The following is a 22,930-nucleotide window of genomic DNA, read 5'->3' as shown; positions in this document are numbered from 1 at the left end:
AATCAAATTTAAAACGTTTATAATAAAATTTGAAATACCTTTTTCTTACTCCGGTTTAATTTCGCTTTACAAACATTCAATTTAACTGAATATTATAAAACGAATAAACTATGAAAAAAATCTGCCATCTATTTTTAGCCTTTTCAACTTTAACGTTAAGTTTATCCGCTCAGCCAATGAGGGATGACTCCTCTTCAGCATGGTTTAAAAATACAACAGAAGTAATTCATTCACAATTAAACAAAGCTGCCGAAACTTATCAACCTGGTAAAAATCCACGTTCCATAAATCCTGATGGGACAATACGATTAGCAGGATTAACCGATTGGACAACCGGTTTTTTTCCCGGCACGCTCTGGTACGGGTATGAATTAACCGGGGATAAAGCACTGGCAGAAAAAGCAAAAATATTTACACTTGCTCTTGATTCTATTCGAAATATAAAAAACACCCATGATGTTGGTTTTATGCTTTTCTGCTCTTATGGAAATGCCTACAGAATTACGGGAGACAGGGTTTATCTGCCTGTATTAGCAGATGGCGCTGCTAATCTGTATGCTCGATTTAATCCTAAAGTTGGAACGATTCGTTCCTGGGATTGGTTACACTATCCTGTAATTATAGACAATATGATGAATTTAGAGTATTTATATTGGAGCGCAAATCAATTTAAGAATCCAAAGTACGCTGCTGCAGCTAGTACCCATGCTTTAACAACGATGAAAAATCATTTCAGAAAAGATTACAGTTCCTATCATGTTGTAGATTATGATCCCCAAACGGGTAAAGTTTTACGTAAAATGACACATCAAGGTGTAACAGACGACTCTGCGTGGGCTCGCGGCCAGGCATGGGGACTATATGGTTATACAATGTGTTATGCAAACACTAAAAACCCTCAATTTTTAAAGCAAGCCAAAAACATTGCCTCTTTTATCATGAATCATCCTCGCATGCCAAAAGACAAAGTACCTGTTTGGGATTTTGATGTTCACAACGCAATGGATACAGATGTGCCAGCTCCAAGAGATGCTTCTGCAGCAGCCGTCATTGCTTCTGGTTTATTGGATTTAAGCACACAGGTAAAAGATGGAAAAATATATTTTGATTATGCAGAAGACATTTTAAAATCCTTATCATCCGATGCTTATTTAGCAAAACCGGGAGAAAATGGTTATTTTATATTGAAACATAGCGTGGGTGCATTTTTATACAATTCAGAAATTGACACCCCTCTTGATTACGCCGATTATTATTATCTGGAAGCTCTAAAAAGATATGCTTCGATCAAAAAAATCTAAACCCTTTTTATTAAGAACGAAACCATTAAAAGCCTATTGATTCTCTCTTTCATCTGTTTTACCTAAAATATTTCAGCAGTAAATAAGTCTTATAAAAATATTTTAAACTAGATCGAATTTTGCCAAACTCTTATTCTCATCGCATTGAATACGCTCAGAATAAGATACCGTTTACTTAAAAGAATACATATAAACGCAGTCCTGATACTTACGCTTTATTTAGAAACATCAAAATCAATAATTATGAAAAAAAAATTACTTGCTTTACTTTGTGTGTTTACCTTTTTAGAATCAAATGCGCAAAATTCCAGTTGGACCTATGATTTTGGCAGTACTGCCGCATCGCCTTATATCTCCGGCACTTATAGTTCAACTTATTTACCTGCACCAACGGCCGGCGGTGGCGATGCGAGTGTAAGAGCTTCAACTTCAACGGAAGGTTTTGTAGAACTAACTACTAATGGTTATGCGGGAGGAACTGGAGCTGAACTTAAAATGACCGGTGGAACTACGACAACTGGTGCTAAATTAGGACTGGCTCCCTTTTCCGGTACAGCAGTGGGTACTTTTCAATGCAAAATAAATGTCTTATCCGGAACAAATGGCAGATTCCTGTTCTATTTCGGAAACGGAAGTAATTTCACTAATGGAAGCGGCATAAATATCTCACAAACATTTGCTGCTTTAAGACTATCCCCAACTGCTGCCGGTGTAAATCTTGACTGGCTTACAGCAGCTGCCAGTCCTAACTATACCACAACGGGGCTTACACAAACCACTATTAATAAAAATCAAGTTTATACACTGAAGTTTTTCATGAATAACAGTAATAGTGAAGTTTCCTATACAACTTACAATGGTGCAAATCCAATGGCACATAATCTCCCGGCCGGAGCTTTTGATGTCTGGCTCGACAATACTAAAATCCTCACCAATGCTGACGCCGGAAATGGTCTGCTAACACAAGGCACGGTCCTAAATGGAATGAATTTACTGAACATAGGCGCGGGCTCATCAGCACCTGTGTTGTGTATCGACGATATAAGTTATACTAATTTTTTAGCAGCGGCACCACCACCAAGTATCACCAATACGATTCTGAATGTAGATTACGAAAACGGCACTACTAATTCAGGTATTACAGGTGTAACAGCCACTCATGCATTAGCTTCAGATGCCGTTTATATGGTTCCGAATAGCGCGACAGGTAATTATGCAGTTGCTCACAAAGTTGTCCTTGGCAATTCCGATTATTATTCTGATGGATCCTATCGAAGCGAATCTGATGCGGTTTCCGAAAAACAATTTCGCTATTCTCCTGGAGATGAACGCCGCTATGAATTTAGTGTTTTACTAAAAGATTGGGAGCAATGGAACAGTAACAATCCGGCCTACGGTGATAATATTTTTCAGTTAAAGATGTCAGACGGACAGTTACTGCCTGTTAGGATCCTGACCAGACGTAACTCGATCGTTACTCGTAATTATACGGAACAAAACGATCTGGTGTCTGATTTTCGTCCCTACATTAATCAGTGGATTCGTTTTCGCATTGATGTAAAATGGTCTACAGCTGCTACCGGATATTTAAAAATATACACCAAGCTCCCTGATCAAGCCGATTACAACTTAATGCTGGATAAAAATAATTTTGTCACTTTTACAGGAAATGTCGAAAATGGAAATGTCGGGTATATCAAATGGGGAGTGTATCGAGAAGCAGGAAAAGATGCCAATGGAGATGTAATCACCAGCGACAATGTACTCACTCGTATCGTCTATCATGATGATATTAGAATTTTTGAATTAAATAATGCCAGTGCACCAGTCCAACTTTGGAATAATGCTTTAATTGGTCCTATCGATTTTACCTCATCGATTACTACAGGTAATACTGTAAATCTGAATATTCTCAATGATAGCAGTACTATGCCTGATTTTTTTTATGGTACTAATGGAGGTCTAAATACTGCCGGAGCATTAAGCGGAAGGGTTTTAATAAACGGATGGACAAATAAAACAACTTCTTCAGATCCTGCCACTTCTTTTAACCCGGACCAATATTTTGAGTTCAAACTGCAACCAGCCAATGGCTATAAGGTGATTTTTTCTAATCTTACATTTACGGCTAGAAAAGGAAATACAACAGACCCGGGTACCTATGTTATGAGATCCAGTTTAGATGGTTTTACCACTGATATTACAGCTCCTCAAAATTTTCCCGGCACCTCAGCGACTTCACTTACCTATGATCTGTCTCCATTATCGAATGTAAAAACGCCGATTACCCTACGTTTATACTGGTACGGATCAGATAGAACAAGCGGAATTTCTTTAGTAGGTATTGATGATTTTACTTTCAATGGTCAAACGAAAGCCATTCTTGCTATTCCTAATAAATATGATATAACGAAGAATACCGATCAGAGTTTAGGAACCTACACCGCTAAGGAAAGTGAATTAGACATCACAGCCATTAACAATTGCAGTGCAACTACTTACAGTTATTCGCTCACCGGAAGCACTACAGCTACTGGCACCGGATCTTTAGCAAATAAAATATTTAATACAGGTGAGACTACTGTAACCTGGACAGCAACAGATGACTGCAATAGCGCTTCCACTACATTTAAGATAAAAGTAATAGATTTAGAAAAACCTCTTTTTTCAGAACCTGTAGAAATAACAGTAAATAATGCCCCGAATCAATGTGGAGCACTACTAACATTACTAAAACCTGAAATTTCAGATAATTGTGCCGTTGCAAGCGTGACTAGTGACGCTCCGGATTTTTTTCCTGCAGGAACAACAATCGTAACTTGGACCGCTGTGGATACAAATGGTAATACCGCCATAACAACTCAGAAAATTACTGTTCTCGATGTCAAATCACCTGTACTAAATTCTATCCCTGCTGTTATACTATGTTATGACCAGGGGAATCATTATATACTTCCGGCTGTCACAGCAGTTGATAATTGCGACATTAAATCTATTTTTTATCACATTACAGGAGCGACCAATAGAGATGGAAATGGCCTAAATGTCGATGGTAGTTTTAATGTGGGAGTATCCTCAATTACATGGACCGTTACCGACCATGCCGGAAATAGCAGCACCGCTACTACTACAATTACAATTAACAGTGAGTTCTCGGCAAACATTCCCGATGTTTATGCGGTAAGTCCGGGAGGTAAACCAAATACTATTTATTTAGGTTACGGTCCGTCCTCGCTAACCCTGACTGCAACTACGCTAAACGGAAAAGCGCCGTACACTTATACATGGAATAATGGTGCCACAACAGCCAGTATTTTAGTGAATCCTTCGGTTGAAGGGGTACATCCTTATACCGTTACTGTTACAGATGCCCTTGGATGTTCCTTCACTGTAACAAAAGAAATCACTGTAACCAATATTCTTTGTGCTGGTAAAAAAGTAAGCCTATGCCATACGAGCAGCCCTAATCACGATAAAACACTTTGCATTTCCTCAAATGCAGTTTCGGCTCATTTAGCACACGGCTGTTATCTTGGTAGTTGTGAAAGTGGTTACAGTAAAACCCAAAAAGAAGAAATAACTCTCGCAGAGCAGGAAACCAATGAATTCATCGTAACCGCAATTCCTAATCCATCGAAAGCTGAATTTAATTTAAGCATTACAGGAAAACCCAATCAAACTTATTCTGTAAGTATCTTTGATGTGTTAGGAAGAAAAATAAAGCTTTTAAATGCAAAAAGTGGTGAAACGTTCACCATTGGTCATGAGCTAAAAACGGGTTTATACTTTGCGGAAATAACAGAAGGTCAGAATAAAAAAACAGTTAAGCTAATCAAACAATAGTCAAAATTTCGCATGAAAAATCTAATAAAAACAATCCTTTTTACTTTCGCCATATTGAAAATTTCTTTCGGTAATGCTCAGGAAAAGGAAATTACAAAAACGAGTTTCGACAATGTTAATCTTACTTATCCGGGACTGGAAAAAGTAAATAAACTGTTTGAGGCCGGCAAGTATACTGATGCTGCGAATGAATTATTGACCTATTATCGCACTCGCAAAAATAGTAAGCTCTCTGATTTTAATTTGGGTGATGAAGCTAAATTTAAAGGAAAAGAAATTGGAAAAGCAGATCAGGAAAAGGCAGACAATGCCCTACTACACCAATTTAAACCGCAAAAAGGATATGGCTTTTTTGATTATGGAAAAGACATCAATTGGGATTACTGGCCTGTAAAAGATAACGAAATTCGTTGGCAGCTGCACCGCGTAACGTGGTGGCAAAGTATGGGTATCGCCTACCGCGCCAGTGGAGAGGAAAAATATGCCAAAGAGTGGATTTTTCAGTTTCGTGATTGGGAAAAGAAAAACTATTTAGGACGTTCTATCGAAAACAATCACATTGCGTGGCGTCCTTTAGAAGTTTCTGAGCGTATACAAAGTCTTCCCGGAACGTTTAATTTATTTGTCGTATCGCCTAATTTTACGCCGGCATTTTTAATGGAATTTCTAAACAGCTTTGACAAACAAACCTCTTATATTCCTGAAAATTATAGTAAAGAAGGGAACCACCTACTGTTTGAAGCACAACGTGTTTTGGGCGCCGGCGCTTTTTTTCCAGAATTAAAGAAGGCAGAAGAGTGGCGCAAAAGCGGTATCGAGGTTTTAAATCGTGAAATAAAACTTCAAGTACTTCCTGACGGTGTGCAATGGGAACTATCCCCTACCTATCATATTGCCTGCATTGATATTTTCTTGAAAGCTTATAATTCAGCTAAAATGGCAGGAGTTGAGAAAGAATTTCCAAACACTTACAGCGAAACGATTGAAAAAATGATTACGGCAGTCGCAAATATCTCTTTCCCGGATTATAACAACCCAATGTTTGGTGATTCCTGGCCTGTAGAAAAACGGTTAAGAATGAAACAATTTGCAGACTGGTCAAAAATATTTCCGGAAAATGAATTAATGAAATATTTTGCTACTAATGGCGCTAAAGGTAAAGTGCCTGACTATTTATCAAGTGAATTGCCAAATGCCGGTTTTTATACTTTTAGAAATGGATGGAACGATCAATCGACGGTCTTGATTTTAAAAGCCGGTCCTCCTGCTGAATTTCACGCTCAGCCCGATAATGGAACATTTGAATTATGGGTAAAAGGAAGGAATTTTACACCGGACAGCGGTTCCTACCTCTACAGCGGTGACGCAGAAATAACCAAAAAGAGAAATTGGTATCGCCAGACCAAAGTGCACAGTACTTTGACTTTGAACAATGAGAATATGATCATTACCAAAGCCCAACAAAATAAGTGGAAAACCTCTAAAAACTTAGATATTTTAACCTATACGAATCCTAGTTATACTGATTTAAATCACCAGCGTACCGTTTTCTTCATTGATAAAAAATATTTCGTAATTATAGATCGTGCCATTGGTAAAGCAACCGGGAATTTGGGCATCCATTTTCAATTAAAGGAAGACAGTAAACCCGTTTTTGATACTGCTAAAAATAAGATTTATACCACTTATGCCGATGGCAATAATCTTTTGATACAAGCAATACATTCAGATCATGTAACACTTACTGAAGAAGACGGAAAAGTTTCCTATATATATGCGAAAGAAGTAAAAAGACCCGCCTTTGTATTCGAAAAGATTAAAAACGAAAACAAGAATGAACTATTTGCAACGATCATTTTCCCTTATGGAGGCAGTAAAGCTCCCGAAATAAAGGTAAAACCTAATAGAAACAATGATTTTGAGAAAGGAAACATTGACTTAAACATTACTGTAAATGGCAAGAAAAGCAAAATAACAGCCCAACTAATCGATTGATTTTTTCACCTTATTAAAATGCGCTCTGTAAAACACCTGAAATTATTTAGGTGTTTTTTTTATAATTTTATTTTTTAAAATTTTTCCATTATTTGAAATAAATACCAGATCCTAATCGGTAAAGTCAACCCATTAAATTCCAGATTATAATTAAACCCAAACAGTATTAAAGTTAACCTTACTATACCTTTGATTTAACGCTTACATGGTTATACGATTTGAAAAAGTAAGATAAAAACGCTGTTTTAAAAACCTCAAGAACACTCCTAAATACGGGTTATTTCGTTAAAAATCAACCATTACAAATACACATTAATCAAATTCAATAGCTTTTTAGTTATTTTCAAAACAACCGTTTGTACTCGATTTCTATATTTGTTTTTATCAAATCAAACTTTTAACATGACTAAACCAAAAAAAAATGAATCAACTAACACACCAACCGTTTTTACATCTGGAAGTAAAACATCACAACTCTTTTTTTAAGTTACTAAATCGTTATCCTTTTCTGCTTAAAGAAAAAACCAATACAGCTGTTTTTAGGAAAACCAAACTCTAAAAAAGAAGCAACAGTATTTTATACACTTTTTGAAATTAGTAGCTTCAACTTATCAGGTAAATTAAATGAATCTGAGACAGTAGAATTTAAATTATTCAAAAAGACGGGAATCAACCAAACAATATTAATTAGGGATAAAATTTCAATTTAATTCCTGTTTTACAATAGATTATGAAAAGGACTATATTTTTATTTTTACTGCTTACCACATGTAAGGTTATGTACGGACAGGATGTTATTACTGTAAAAGGTCTGGTAACCGATTCACAGAAGATGCCTATGCCGGGAGCGACTGTCTCTGAAAAAGGAACAACAAACAGTACCACAACATCAATGGATGGGATTTATTCCATTAACGTACATTCTAATGCCATACTGGTCTTTTCTTACATCGGAACCAAAACAAAAGAAGAACCGGTTAAAAACCAAACCAGCATCAATATCAGACTTCAAGATGACACAAATAATCTGGATGAAGTAGTCGTGGTGGGTTATGGAACAAAATCGAGAAAAGATCTTACGGGAGCTGTTTCCTCTATTAAAGGTAATGAACTGGCTAAAATCCCTGTACAAAACGTGGCACAGGCTTTACAAGGGCGTATTGCCGGAATGCAGGTCACCATGTCTGACGGTAGACCGGGTGGAGAGCCTTCTCTAAAAATCAGAGGAGGAACTTCTATTACACAAAGTAATGAACCTTTATATGTCGTTGACGGCGTAGCTCAGACTACCGGATTGGCTTTTTTAGACCCAATGGATATAGAATCTGTAGATGTCTTAAAAGATGCAGCATCCACTTCAATTTATGGGGCTCAGGGAGCAAATGGAGTTGTTTTGGTTACTACAAAACAGGCTAAAGGAGGAAAACTTACCTTAAGCTATGATACTTATGGTGGAATAAAAACATTAGCAAATAAGCTGGACGTAATGAAACCTTACGATTATGTGAAATTAATGTACGAAGGAGCATTAGCCGATCCGGCAAGATTGCAAAAATTCACAAATAATTACGGCACTTTTGAAGAGTTGGAAGGTTTATACAAAAACAGACAAGGTGTCGATTGGCAAGAGGAAGTTTTTGGTAAAGCTGTGGTAAGCCAATATCATAAATTGAGTATTAGTGGTGGCGAAAATGATACTAAATACAATGTCTTTTATTCGAATAATAACGATCAGGGGATTATGCTGGGAAGTGAGTCTATAAAAAATATTGCGAAGCTTTCTGTGACCAATAAAGTCGGCAAGAAATTCACCATTAATTCTATTGTAAATTTTTCAAATCAAAAAATTACAGGCCTGTCTACAGGAGAAGGCGGAAATGCCCGATTAAGTATGCTGCAGGCTTTATTACAATACAGACCAACAATTGGGAAAAACGGTGTCGATGAAGATTTAAAAACTCTGGTAGTTGACCCATTAGACAATCAAGATTCTCCCGTTTTTCAAAGTCCGGTGCTTACTATTGAAAATCAGCAAAGAGAAACCATCAAAAAGACGCTAAATATGAGTTTTCAGCTCTTATACAATATCACACCACATTTGACCTACACCGGATTAATCAATTATTCTGACAATAGTTATAAGTACAAATTATTTAACGGTGCCGAAGGTATTCAAGCAATCAGAAGCGGTGGAGCTAATGGTTCTGTGACACACAATACTACTACACGTCTGAATTATAATAACGTTCTAACCTATAGTACTAAGTTTGGTGAAAAGCATAAATTAGATGTTACCGCAGGACAAGAATATATTTATAATTATGCCGAAGGAATGTCTGCTTCAGCTTCAGCATTTCCGGATGTTAACTTAAGCTGGGATAAATTGCAATTAGGAACGATTGCAGGAATTCCTACCACCTATGCTGAAGATGATAAATTATTGTCTTTTTTCGGAAAAACAAATTATTCTTATAAAAACAGATATCTTTTATCTGCCAGTTTGAGAGCAGATGGATCTTCGAAATTTGGTACTGAAAACCAATGGGGCTTTTTTCCGTCAATCTCTTTAGCATGGCGAATTATTGAAGAAGATTTTATGAGAAGCATCCCTCAGTTTTCGGATTTGAAACTGCGTGTAAGTTATGGTGAAGCAGGAAATAATCGTATTGCAAATTATGCTGCATTAGGTATTTTTGATTCCGGATCTTATCCGCTCAACAATCAGCAGACCGCAACTGCTTATCAAGACAATCTCCCTAATCCGTTCTTGAAGTGGGAAGCAACAAAATCAACCAACATTGGTTTAGACTTAGGTTTTTTTAAACAACGCATCAGCCTGACGACAGAACTTTACGATAATAAATCTCAAGATTTGTTGTACAATACCCGCGTCCCTGCAAGTTCCGGTTTCAGCCAGCAATTTCAAAATATTGGAGCGACTTCCAGCCGTGGACTAGAATTTACGTTAAATACGACAAATATTAAAACGGATCATTTTAATTGGAGTTCCAGTTTTAATATCGCCTTTAATAAAACCAAAGTATTGGAATTAAGCCAAGGTGAAACTTCACTTATTACCAATAGTTATACAACCACTAATGACTACATCTTACAAGTTGGTAAACCGGTCGGTATTATGTACGGTTATGTCAGAGACGGATTATACCAGGTAAACGATTTTGACTACAATCAGGCAACCAATACTTATGCTCTAAAATCAGGTGTGGTAAAAGATAATATTGTGGTACAACCCGGATTTATCAAATTTAAAGATATCAGCGGTCCCAATGGAACACCGGACGGAATTATAAATGATTTAGACCGAACTGCCATTGGTAATTCTAATCCTAAATATACCGGAGGTCTTAACAATACTTTTAGCTACAAAGGAATTGATTTTAGTGTTTTCCTTGATTTCTGTGTCGGAAATGATATCTATAATGCCAACGTATTAAATAACTCAAGACTCAATTTAGAGAATTTAAACACTTTAGATATCTATTCCAACAGATGGATGTCTATAAATTCAGACGGAAATGTTGTCACAAATCCTAACGAGCTTGCTGCTTTAAACCAAGGAAAAACCAATCCTGTTTATAATGGTAATACGACAGGACGTTTGTATAGTGATATTATCGAAGACGGTTCCTTTCTGAGAATCAACAATGTAAGTTTAGGATATACATTACCAAAAAAATGGTTAAATGCGTCTAAAATTTCCAACTTCCGAATTTATTTTACGGCATACAATTTATATGTATTTACTAAATATACAGGCTATGATCCTGAAGTAAGTGTGAGTAATAATGCGATAACCAGAGGAGTAGATTTTAGTGCTTACCCTAGAAGCAAATCCTTTATCACAGGACTAAGTATTTCACTTTAATTTAAAAATTCAGAAAATGAAAAATAAGTTATTTTCCTATAAAAAAATAAGCATCGCGGCTGGAATAGCCTGCTTATTATTCCTCTTAAATTCTTGTGATAACGAATTAGAAGTAACTCCGTATTCTTATTTTACAAGTGCCAATTTTTTCTCTAATACAGATCAGGCTAATATGGCTACATTGGGTGTTTACGAATCAATGTCTTCAAGAGATACTTATGGCTGGTATATTCCTTTTGTCTTTGATGCGGATACAGATATTTTACAAATAAGCGGCTTAGGTTCAGACGACTGGAGAACCATCGCTCATTATCAGGGAATTTCACAAACAAATGCATTATATACGGTTTGGTCTAAATTCTATCAGGGAATTGACCGCGCAAATGTAGTTGTAGAAAAAATCCCTCAAATGGATTTATATACGAATGGTACACAAAACCAAAAAAATCAATTGAACCGCTATATTGGTGAGGCTAAGTTTTTGCGTGGTTTTTATTATTCTGAATTAGTGCGTTTATGGGGTGATGTGCCATTTAAAATTAAAAGTTCACAAACAGGTGATGATCTAAGAGGAGCTCTTGTAGACCGAAAAGAAATATATACTCAAATTATTCAGGATATGCAGGAAGCTGCTGCTCTATTACCTGAAGAAACACCGAAAGATGAACGCGTAAATAAATGGGCAGCAAAAGCCCTATTGGCAAGAGTCGCTCTTTTTGCCGGAGGTTATTCATTAAGTGCAAATGGAACAATGTCCAGACCGGGTAATTACAAAGATTTCTATTTAATTGCTCAGAAAGAAATTAATGATATTATGGCTCAAAATCCATATAAGCTAAATCCATCCTACTCAAAAGTATTTAAAAATCAATGTCAGCATGTTTTAGAGCCAACTGAAAACATTTTTCAAATTGCTTTTTTTAATCCCGCAGGAACTATTGGTAATGCCTCATGGGTTGGTTATTTTAATGCTCCATTAACCGCTGCAAGCAGTTTATATGCAACAACTCCCGGAAGATGTTTAGTGCCAAAACCATTTTACACCAGTTTTAACGCGGCCGACCAACGAAGAGATGTTTCAATTGCAACCTACTCTATTAACACCCTTGGAAACAAAAACCCGCTGTTAACCGCAAGACAAGACGAATCGTGGACAACAGCCAAGTGGAGTCGTGAGTATCAAACTAATTCAACACTCGAACGTTCGTATACACACATTAATTGGGTGGTTATGCGTTATTCGGATCTGCTTTTAATGCGTGCCGAAATAGAAAACGAATTAAACGAAGGTCCAAATGCGATTGCCTATGATGCTATTAATCAAGTGAGAAGAAGAGGCTTTGGCGCAGACATTACAGGAAGCGGAATAAATATCACCTTAGGTAACAAAGGAACAGGATATACAGCGGTTGGTAATGTTCTAATTCAAATCACTGGCGGCGGAGGTACAGATGCAGCTGCAGCAGTAGTCACACTTGCTAACGGAACAATAGGTACCATTGCAATGCTTCGTTCAGGTGATGGTTATACATCGGCACCCACAATAACCATTACAAGTACCGACGGAAAAGGTTCAGGAGCCACAGCTACAGCGACACTTTTGACAAAACCCACAACAACACAAATACATCTTCCTGCCGGATTAAATAAGGATAATTTCTTAAAAGCATTACAACAAGAAAGGGCTTGGGAACTTTCCGGTGAAGGAATGCATCGATCTGATCTGATTAGATGGGGAATTTTATCCGATAAAATAACAGAAACCAGTACTGCAGTTAAAGCCATTCGCTCCAACTATTTCTATCCGGCGGTTACCAATTTTGTAAAAGGAAAACACGAACTCTATCCTTATCCGCAAAATGAAACTGACGTAAATAAAAATATAACACGTCAAAATCCGGGATACTAAAATTTTAAACCATGAAAGCAAACATTCTAACCTTTTTTATAGCGCTCCTTTCTACAGTATCATTTGCGCAGCAACCGCAAAGACCTGCAGATATTTATGAGGCTTCGAAAGTGTATGAATACCCAACTGACCCTTTGGTATTAAAAAAATTAGAAAAATGGCGGGATCAAAAGTTTGGTATCATGATGCATTGGGGAATTTACAGTGTAGAAGGAATTCGTGAATCATGGCTCTTGTGCAACGAACCACGATTTGTACGAGACAGTAATGTCGTTTATGAAGATTATAAAAAGTGGTACTGGAGTCTATCTGAAAAAATGAATCCTACAAAATTTGATCCCGATAAGTGGGCAGAAATTTCTCAGAAGGCTGGAATGAAATACGTTGTTTTTACCACCAAACACCACGATGGTTTTAATATGTTTGATACCAAAGAGTCCGATTATGGAATAACCAAAGGACCTTTTGCTAAAAATCCAAAAGCAGATGTAACCAAATTTATTTTTGAAGCGTATCGAAAAAAAGGAATGATGATCGGGGCCTATTTTTCTAAACCCGATTGGCATTCCGAATATTTTTGGTGGCCTCGTTACGCCACAACGGACAGAAATGTAAATTATGATGGAAATAAAAACCCTTGGCGCTGGAAAAAATTTCAGAATTTCACCTATAATCAAATTAGCGAACTAATGCATCATTATGGAGCGATCGATGTTTTATGGCTGGATGGTGGCTGGGTGCGCCCATTGGAACAAGGTAAAAAAAGACCCGAAGGTTTTTCTCTATACCCTGATTTCAGCCAAGATATAAATATGCCTGAAATAACCCGCATGTCACGTGAGGCTCAGCCTGGTATTTTGATTGTGGACAGAACGGTGCACGGACCCTATGAAAATTACAGAACACCGGAACAATCTATCCCAAAAGAACAAATTAATGACCCTTGGGAGACTTGCATGACACTTGGTAAAGGCTGGGGGTATAGAAAAAACGATAAAATTAAATCCGCTACCCATATCATTCATAAATTGACAGAAGTTGTCGCTAAAGGAGGAAATTTTTTGTTGAATGTTGGTCCTACACCGGAAGGAGAATTTCCTGAAGAAGTGACCGCATGTTTAGAAAAAGTGGGACAATGGCTCAAACAAAATGGAGAAGCGATTTATGCAACGCGAACCTCAGCTATTTATAACGATGAAAATATTTGGTTTACGCAATCCAAAGATGGCAAAGTTAAATACGCTATTGCTTGCCTAAAGGAAGATACTCCAGTTCCCGCAAGTCTTCAATGGAAAGGAATTATACCTACTAAAAGCACCCTAAAATTGCTTTCAACAGGTAAAACTTTAAAATGGAAACAAACGGGAGATAAAATAGAAGTCTCCTTGCCAAAAGATCTGGTCGGAAAAAATATTCCGGCACTTGCATTTTCAATACGATAAAACAGAAATAGAGCAATCGTTTTTAGAATTGTTCTTTTTTTGGACGTTAATGCAGTGCTTAATGTGCTGCATTAATATTCCAAAGAACTATAAAATCAATTCAAAACCATAGCTACTATTCATAAAAGATTTTAGTTAAATTTAATATCATTTTGTACAAATTCAAAACGTTATTAACCTATTGCTACCTAAATTCGTTTTGTGTTTGAGTGCTCTCAAATCAAATAAATAATCTTATAAAGAGATATTATGTTATTTCAAAAAAACAGTCTGGTTGTATGTCTATTGTTATTTTTAAGCATTCCATTAATCACTAATGGGCAAACAACAGAGCGTCCGAATATTCTAATTATAATGACCGATCAGCAAACCGCTGATGCAATGAGCATTGCCGGAAACAAAGATTTGCATACGCCTGCTATGGATAAACTAGCGCAAAATGGAGTTCGCTTTACCAAGGCTTATTGCGCGCAGCCCTTATGTTCTCCCTCACGGAGTGCAATTATGAGTGGTAAAATGCCCCATGAAACCGGTTTTATAGGTAATGCCCTTGAAAAAGACGGACAATGGCCTGAGGATTTGTTAATGATGGGCAAGATTTTTCAAAATGGAGGTTACAAAACGGGTTATGTAGGCAAATGGCATTTACCAGTTCCAACTGCCAAAAAAAGCCAACATGGATTTGAATATATCGAGAATACCGATTTTCAAGATTACAATGACGCCGCAACGCCTTCTTTCTGTGCTCGTTTTATAAAAGAAAATAAAAACACTCCTTTTCTATTAGTCGCATCTTTTTTAAATCCACATGATATTTGTGAATGGGCACGAGACGAGGATTTAAAAATGGATCTGCTAGAAAAAGCACCACCGCCAGATCTATGTCCTGCACTTCCGGAAAACTGGAAAATTCCGGACTTTGAACCTAAAATTGTACGCGAACAGCAAAAAGTAAGTTTTCGCACCTACCCTACCGTTAATTGGAATGGCGATCAATGGCGTCAATATCGCTGGGCATACAACCACTTGGTTGAAAAAGTTGATGTTTATATTGAAATGGTGCTGGCTTCCTTGAAAAAATATAATATTGAAAAAAATACCATTATCGTTTTTACAGCCGATCATGGTGATGGTTACGCAGGCCACAGCTGGAATCAAAAACAAATTTTATACGAAGAAGCGGCCAAAATACCTTTTATTATTTCAAAAATTGGCGAATGGAAACCACGCACCGATGAAATGTTAGTTTGTAATGGCACCGATATTATTCCAACAATTTGCGGTTTTACAGGCGTTAAAAAACCTGCCTATTTGAAAGGTGTTGACCTGAGTAAAAAAATAGCAAATCCTACCCTAAATCTTCGTGATACTTTGGTAATAGAAACTGATTTTGCCGATAATGAAGAACTTTTGGGGATTAGTGGCCGTGCCGTAATTACTAAAAATTTCAAATATATTGTTTATAATAAAGGAGCTATCAAAGAACAACTTTTTGATTTAACCAAAGACCAGGGAGAAATAACAAATCTGGCAGTAGATAAAGTCTACAAAAAAGAACTTATCGCAATGCGCCGCTATTTGAGACAATGGTGTAAAAACAATGGAGACCAATTCGTTTCCGGATTATAAAAAGATTTAGAAAATAAACTAGTAGAAAAAATGATAAAAAAAGGAATAATTATAGTATCGCTTTTACTTCTTACCTTACATACTTTCGGTCAACAGCAACCGGCTATAATCAAATTGAATGCTGAAAAATTGCATTCCAGAGTCAGAGAATGGCCTTATCCCGTAAATGGAATAACGGTGCCAACCAATGCTCCGGCTTTACTTTGGCCTGCTACTAATGGCCAAACAATGGTTAAACCAATGGAAAGCGGAAGCGAAGTACCGGAAGACCCAAATATTGGTAAAGTCCGTTACAAAGTAATGCTGGCCAGTGATAAAAACTTTACCAAAGATTTGCTTACCGGTTCAGAACAAGCCTGGGCGGTTTATCCTTTACATCAGTCTTTAAAACCGGGAAAATGGTACTGGAAATACGCTTATGCATTAAAAGGAAGCAACCAATGGACCTGGTCACCGGTTTATGATTTTGTAATTGATCCTAAATATGCTAACGAAAAAGTATCACCTCCAATAAGCGTCGTTTTAAAAAGAAACCAAGGAGCACATCCCCTTTTATGGGATATGAATCGCATCGGAGCGGATTTTTATAAGAATAATTTAGAAAATCCGGAGGCTAAGAAATTTATTGCTTTCGCAGAAAAACTAATGCTGGCTCCTCTTCCTACCGAAAAACCCCAACGTGTCATTGATACCACCGGTAAAAATAAATTAGAAAAGAAGATTATTGTCGAGCGAATGTATCATGGTTTTGGTGATGCGGTGGGTACTCCCGTTAGAAACTTATGTATTGCTTATCAATTGACTAAAGACAAACGGTTTATTCTTGATGCCAAACGCAGAGCCCTGAATATTGCCAATATGAACCCAAATGGATTGGCGACAGGTGATGATTTTACCAGCGGTGCCGTGCTCGAGGCCTTAGGATGGTTTTATGATGCAGGTTATGACTTTCTGAATGCGCAGGAAAAAGAAATTTTTAAAAATATAATTACCATTAGAGCTAAACGGGTTTACAGCCATTTACCAAATCGTTTTGAGCTACATGTCAGCGACAATCATGTTTGGCAGATTACGCTTCGCAACTTAGCGATAGCCACCGTTGCAGTAATTAATGACGTTCCGGAAGCCAAAGAATGGCTCACCTATATGTACGAAGTCTGGTCGGCACGTTTTCCTGTATTAGGCACCACAGATGGCGGCTGGCACGAAGGAAACGGGTATTTTAGAGTGAATTTTAAATCCATAATTTACTTATCACAGATGTTTGGTGATTTTAGTGGTGTTGATTATTTTAAATTACCATGGATGGAAAACCTGCCGTATTATATGTTATACACACATCCCGTCGACGCTGCTAGCACAGCAACGGGAGATATGTGGGAAAACATTCCTTATATCGTAAAAGGAGAAGCCTGGTTTGCTGAAGCACTTACTTATAAAATGGATAATCCTTATTTAAATTGGTATGTTGAACAAATAAAAAAAGAACATCCCGATTATTTTAAAGGATCCGATGATTATTTGCTTTTCCGTTTATTGAATTATAAACCAAACAAAACCTTAGCCGTTTCCTCACCTGCTGACTTGCCTAAAACGCGGAAGTTTGCCGATATCGGGGTGGTTGCAATGCATGAAAATCTAAAGGATGCTAATAAAACACTGAGCAGTTATCTTATTAGCAGTCCGTTTGGTTCTTCGGGACACGGACATGCTTCTCAAAATGCTTTTACCATTAATTTTAAAGGAAAAGTAATTTTTGGAGGCACCGGGTATTACAGTAACTTTAGTGATAAGCACAATCTTCTGGACTATCGTACTTCTAAGGCTTATAATACTGTATTGGCCGACAGTTTAAATCAAAAAATCGGAGAAGAAGGTTACGGTTGGATTCCAAGGGCAATTTCCGGAAAACATATCCAATATGCACTGGGAGATGCTAGTAATGCTTATGGAGAAATTAAAAGTGATTTTTGGTTAAATCGTTTTAAGCAAATTAATGTAGTCCCTAATAAAACAAATGGTTATGGCGAATCCGGAGTTACCGTATACCGTCGACATATGCTACAGTTAGAAGGAGGTTATATTGTTTTGTATGATGAATTAGAAGCTAAAACTCCTGTCAAATGGACCACACAGTTTCAGTGTCCTTATTATACAATCGAAGCACAAAATACTGAAAATGCGTCAGAACAAAATTTTATTGTCAATAGTGACTTAGGAAATGTAAGCGCAAAAGTAATCGCAAGCAGTCCTTTGAAGATGCAAGTGCACAACAAATTTTTTGAGCCGGCTGTCAATTGGAATAAGGTCACGAATGATGAAGGCCAGATAAAAGATTTTAAAGAACAATGGCACGCCGGAATCACCTCAGAAGCAAAACAAAAATTTAGATTTCTAACGATCATTCAAATTAAAGACGGAAAAACGGAAATTATAAAAAGGCTCAATAGTAATGATGGATTAGCACATTTTCAAGTAGGAAACTGGGAAATACAAGCGCAATTAGACGGAGATCAAGCCAGTGCCTTTCAAGTTTCCAATAAAACGATACAATCCCTATTCAGCTATGGCAATGTTCCGATTAATTTTGAAGGCAAAAACTATATCCCAAAAATTGCCGGCAGCTCTGTATTATTAGAAATGGACAGCAAAAAATGGGATATCACAGAAGCCGTTGATGAACTGCCGGATGTGGTCAAATACGATAAAAAATTAGATTAGAAACCACTCTTATTTTTCTGTAAATTAGTTTTCCAAATTGATTTTTAGACAAACTCGCAATAGAACGCTATTTTAAAAAAACGGAACCGACAAATACCCCTTATGAGAAAAAAACTTACCATCCTCGCTATACTGTGCATTGTTCTTTTTACATCTAAGAATTATGCACAATTACCGGATCGTAATTTCCGTAATATCTCCGTAGACAAAGGTTTGTCACAAAGCTCTGTATTTGCCATACAGCAGGATAAACTGGGATTTATTTGGGTTGGAACTCAAGATGGGTTAAATCGCTACGATAGTAAACGATTTAAAGTATATCGCCCTTTAAAAAGCCAAAAGAACAGTCTGCAGTCCTATTATATCCGCAGTTTATTCTTAGATCACAAAGGGCAATTATGGATTGGAGGAAACAAAGGAGTCAGCATCTACAACTATAACACAGACAGCTTTGTAAATCACAAACTTCCCGGCAGCTTAGGAGAATGGTTTATTTCTTCTATAGCAGAAGATCATTTACATCAAATATGGGCAGTTTCTAATGCCGGAGATGTTTTTTTATTAAGTCCACAAAGCAAAAATTTCACACCCGTAAAATTCAATGCTTCTTCTCATGAGATAAAAAAAATCAATTATGTCGGGATTTGGCAGCAGCAAATTATTTTAGGTACAGATGTTGGTCTGTTTAAACTGAAACCTGCAGTACATCAATTGGTAAAAATTGATTTAGGTAAAAAAAAGCCATATATAAATGATGTATACATTGATAAAAATAAACTCTGGATTGCAACGGAAGGTGACGGAGTACTAACGTACAACACGCAAACCAAACAGATTACTTCGTTACTGCATACGACCAACCCAAACAGTGCCGCAGATAACAATATTAGATGTGTTGGCAAAGATACAGAAGGAAATATTTGGCTGGGCACTTTTAAGGGTCTTACTATTTTTAATCCCAACAATTCCACTTTTAAAAATTATTACCATCAAATAGCACAGCCTTTTACGATTAGTCAGAATTCTGTGCGCTGTTTTTTCAAAGACAAACAAAACGGTATCTGGCTCGGAACGTATTATGCGGGATTAAACTACTACCATAAAAATGATATTAATTTTAATCTTTTAAGTCAAAACTCAGGTAAACCTTCTTTAAATGATGAAGTTATAGGTGTCATTAAACAAGATCCAAAAGGCAACTTTTGGATTGGAACCAATGATAAAGGAATAAATTATTGGAATAAAACGACCAATACCATTACCTATTTTTCTAACAGTGAAAACAATCCAAAAAGTTTAAGTTCTAATAATATTAAGGCAATTGCATTTGATGATAACGGAAATGTATTAGCCGGTACGCATAATGGAGGTTTAAATTTACTTAATCCCAACAGCGGGATGGTAGAGCGTTTTCGTCATGATGAGAACAATCCAAATTCTATTGCAGGAGATTTGGTGTACAGCATTCTTAAAGACTCTAAAAATCGTATTTGGGTAGGTACAAAATCCGGACTGGATCAATTTCATATAGAAAAGAAATCATTTACACATATCCTTCTTGATAAAGCAGGAAAACGACTTGTTTCAGACAATATTAATTTCCTTTTTGAAGACAGCAAACATCGCATCTGGATTGGAACCACAAATGGAGTGACACTATTTTATCCCGATAATTTTTTGTTTGGAGTTGTAGGACACGGCAAACCCAGTGATGATATTATAAATTGTATCACTGAAGATCAAAAACACCGAATCTGGATTGGAACCCGGGAAGGACTTTTATTATACAATGAAGCACAAGAAACCTTCACCAGTTTTAAAACAAGAAAAGATTTTACCGAAGAAACAATCTACGGAATACTTTCAGATGATGATGGAAATCTTTGGATTTCTACCAACCGCGGACTGGTAAAATTCAATCCGGATAAGGGCACTGTTCAAAATTTTGACGAAAGTGATGGACTGCAAAACAAACAATTTAATGAATATTCGTTTTGCAAAGCCAAAGATGGAATGATGCTCTTTGGAGGTATAAAGGGAATTTCCTACTTCTATCCTAAAAAGATCAAACAACGTCCGCTTCCTCTTAAACTTAGTTTTACCGCCCTGGAAGTTTTAAATAAAGTTGTTGCGGTAGCAGATGAAACTGACATTCTGGAAAAGCATATCGATCAGGTAAATGTGTTGGAAATTGGCCCTGAATACAAGCAATTCAGCATCTTTTTCAACACTTTTAATTATATCTCTTCTAATCGTACTTATTATTATTACAAGTTAGAAGGTCAGGATAAAGATTGGCAACGAACGGAAGAATTAAAAATCAGCTACAGCAACTTACCTGCCGGCGATTATAAATTACAAATTAAAGCCGTTGGTCCAAATGGAGAGATGAGTTCGATTAGAACTTTAAAAATTAAAATATTACCACCTTGGTATAAAACATTCTGGTTTTCTTTATTGCTGTTACTAGTAGTATCTACAGCTGCTTATATCGCTTTTCGAATACTAAAAGAAAGGATAAAAGCCTTACAGCAGTTAAAATTAGAGCGCATTGATAAGGAAAAAGCCAATTACATTAATCAGGTTAAAATGGATTTTTTTACCAATGTATCACACGAACTTAGAACCCCCTTAACCTTGATTTTGGCTCCTTTAGAAGAATTATTAAAAATGCCTTTTACCGATAAAATCACAAAAAAGAAACACGAATTGATGTTTATCAATGCAAAACGATTATACAATTTAGTAGATCAACTTTTTGAGTTTAGAAAAACCGAAATGGGGACAAAACAACTTAAAGTAAGCAAAAGTGATATTGTAAGTTTTACTCATGAAATCTATCAGTCCTTCAAACCACTTTCAGAAAAAAACCACATTCATTATACTTTTCATACCAACGAAACCAACCTTACCTTTTTCTTTGATAAGGATGCAATGGAGAAAATTTTATTTAACCTCTTGTCTAATGCCTTCAAATACACCAAAAGCAACCAAACCATACAGATAGAACTTTTAAAAGTTACTGATAGTATAGCCATAAAAGTTACCGATACCGGTGTTGGTATAAGTGAACAGGATTTATCTAAAGTCTTTGATCGCTTTTATCAGGTAAACAATCGCGAAATGAATCTGGGTTCCGGTGTTGGCTTGGCTTTTACCAAACGTTTGGTAGAACTGCATCACGGTAAAATTACGGTCGAAAGTGCAGAAGATAAAGGCAGTACTTTTACAGTTTCTATACCTACAGCAGATTTCATCTATAAAAACGACTCGCAGGCAGAGGATTCCTTATATCAATTATCAATAACCAATGATAGTGAAGTTGATGGTGAAGATGATACTTTTCCGGAGGAAAATGAAATCAAGGAAAGCGGACAGCTTATAAAATTATTGATTGTTGATGATAACGACGAAATCTTAGATTATCTGCGGGACTATTTTAGTACAATCTATGAAGTAAGTACAGCCTCAAATGGTCAAGCCGCCTTAGAATTACTGGAAATACATCCTTTTGATTTGATTATAAGTGATATTATGATGCATGAACTCGATGGTCTGCATTTTTGCAAGAGAGTAAAACAGAACATCAATACCTCTCATATTCCATTGATTTTATTAACAGCACGTACCGAAACCAGCCAACAAATCAAAGGATTAGAAATGGGCGCAGATGATTATGTAACAAAACCTTTTTCAACTCCTTTATTAGCCGCAAAAATAACAAACCTGCTTCGTTCCCGTAAAAGGTTGAAAGAACATTATTCAATTGGTAAAGAAATGATTCCGGAAAACATTGCCTTTAACCCTCTTGATGAAGAATTTCTAAAACAAGCGATCAACATCGTCGAAGAACATCTGGCCAATTCAGAATTTTCAGTAGATCAGTTCAGTAGAGAAATAGGGATGAGCCGTTCCAATCTGTACCTTAAATTCAAAGCTATTACTGGAGAGTCAGCAATCGATTTTATAAAAAGAATCCGTTTCAAAAAAGCGGTAGAATTAATGGAAAGCAGGCGTTATACCATTGCTCAGGTTACCTATATGTGTGGTTTTAATTCTCCTTCTTACTTTTCGACAGCCTTTAAACAGCACTATGGCTGTATGCCAAGCGAATATTTAGCAAAAACAGATGACATAAATGAAAGTGACTAAAAACATAAAAAAATAATATACTATTCCCTTCGTCATTAAACACTTTCCGGCA

General features: G+C 36.6%; 9 protein-coding genes. All 9 read left to right on the top strand.

Annotation, left to right across the window (positions count from 1 at the left end; translation table 11 throughout):
- Nucleotides 1-110 precede the first annotated feature (110 nt).
- The 9 genes from LNP23_RS10260 (at nucleotide 111) to LNP23_RS10220 (ending at nucleotide 22,878) form a co-directional block, all read left to right on the top strand.
- Complete coding sequence (locus tag LNP23_RS10260) at nucleotides 111-1,301, top strand: glycoside hydrolase family 88 protein (protein WP_230004796.1); 1,191 nt, start codon at nucleotides 111-113, stop codon at nucleotides 1,299-1,301.
- A gap of 243 nt (nucleotides 1,302-1,544) precedes the next feature.
- Nucleotides 1,545-5,144 (top strand): heparin lyase I family protein, encoded by a 3,600-nt coding sequence (locus LNP23_RS10255; protein WP_230004795.1) that lies wholly within the window; start codon nucleotides 1,545-1,547, stop codon nucleotides 5,142-5,144.
- Between the two features lie 12 nt (nucleotides 5,145-5,156).
- Nucleotides 5,157-7,139: a heparin-sulfate lyase HepC gene (gene hepC / locus LNP23_RS10250; RefSeq protein WP_230004794.1), complete on the top strand. Its 1,983-nt coding sequence runs from the start codon at nucleotides 5,157-5,159 to the stop codon at nucleotides 7,137-7,139.
- A gap of 730 nt (nucleotides 7,140-7,869) precedes the next feature.
- Nucleotides 7,870-11,025 carry a SusC/RagA family TonB-linked outer membrane protein gene (locus LNP23_RS10245; protein WP_230004793.1) on the top strand — a complete coding sequence of 1,052 codons (3,156 nt, stop codon included), beginning with the start codon at nucleotides 7,870-7,872 and terminating at the stop codon, nucleotides 11,023-11,025.
- A gap of 16 nt (nucleotides 11,026-11,041) precedes the next feature.
- Nucleotides 11,042-12,934, top strand: a complete 1,893-nt coding sequence (locus tag LNP23_RS10240) for a RagB/SusD family nutrient uptake outer membrane protein (protein ID WP_230004792.1) — start codon at nucleotides 11,042-11,044, stop codon at nucleotides 12,932-12,934.
- Between the two features lie 11 nt (nucleotides 12,935-12,945).
- Nucleotides 12,946-14,376, top strand: coding sequence for an alpha-L-fucosidase (locus tag LNP23_RS10235; protein ID WP_230004791.1), 1,431 nt, complete (start codon nucleotides 12,946-12,948; stop codon nucleotides 14,374-14,376).
- Between the two features lie 249 nt (nucleotides 14,377-14,625).
- A complete protein-coding gene (locus LNP23_RS10230; RefSeq protein WP_230004790.1) occupies nucleotides 14,626-16,005 on the top strand; it encodes a sulfatase family protein in 1,380 nt (459 codons plus the stop codon).
- Nucleotides 16,006-16,035: 30 nt separating this feature from the next.
- Nucleotides 16,036-18,726 carry a DUF4962 domain-containing protein gene (locus LNP23_RS10225; protein ID WP_230004789.1) on the top strand — a complete coding sequence of 897 codons (2,691 nt, stop codon included), beginning with the start codon at nucleotides 16,036-16,038 and terminating at the stop codon, nucleotides 18,724-18,726.
- Between the two features lie 102 nt (nucleotides 18,727-18,828).
- A complete protein-coding gene (locus tag LNP23_RS10220) occupies nucleotides 18,829-22,878 on the top strand; it encodes a hybrid sensor histidine kinase/response regulator transcription factor (protein WP_230004788.1) in 4,050 nt (1,349 codons plus the stop codon).
- Nucleotides 22,879-22,930 lie beyond the last annotated feature (52 nt).

This window comes from Flavobacterium cupriresistens (assembly GCF_020911925.1).
Classification (GTDB): domain Bacteria; phylum Bacteroidota; class Bacteroidia; order Flavobacteriales; family Flavobacteriaceae; genus Flavobacterium; species Flavobacterium cupriresistens.
This window is presented reverse-complemented; position numbering and strand designations above follow the sequence as displayed.

Coding starts and splice junctions, on each gene's coding strand:
- LNP23_RS10240 (WP_230004792.1), top strand. CDS start 11,042: ATGAAAAATAAGTTATTTTCCTATAAAAAAATAAGCATCGCGGCTGGA.
- LNP23_RS10220 (WP_230004788.1), top strand. CDS start 18,829: ATGAGAAAAAAACTTACCATCCTCGCTATACTGTGCATTGTTCTTTTT.
- hepC (WP_230004794.1), top strand. CDS start 5,157: ATGAAAAATCTAATAAAAACAATCCTTTTTACTTTCGCCATATTGAAA.
- LNP23_RS10230 (WP_230004790.1), top strand. CDS start 14,626: ATGTTATTTCAAAAAAACAGTCTGGTTGTATGTCTATTGTTATTTTTA.
- LNP23_RS10245 (WP_230004793.1), top strand. CDS start 7,870: ATGAAAAGGACTATATTTTTATTTTTACTGCTTACCACATGTAAGGTT.
- LNP23_RS10260 (WP_230004796.1), top strand. CDS start 111: ATGAAAAAAATCTGCCATCTATTTTTAGCCTTTTCAACTTTAACGTTA.
- LNP23_RS10235 (WP_230004791.1), top strand. CDS start 12,946: ATGAAAGCAAACATTCTAACCTTTTTTATAGCGCTCCTTTCTACAGTA.
- LNP23_RS10225 (WP_230004789.1), top strand. CDS start 16,036: ATGATAAAAAAAGGAATAATTATAGTATCGCTTTTACTTCTTACCTTA.
- LNP23_RS10255 (WP_230004795.1), top strand. CDS start 1,545: ATGAAAAAAAAATTACTTGCTTTACTTTGTGTGTTTACCTTTTTAGAA.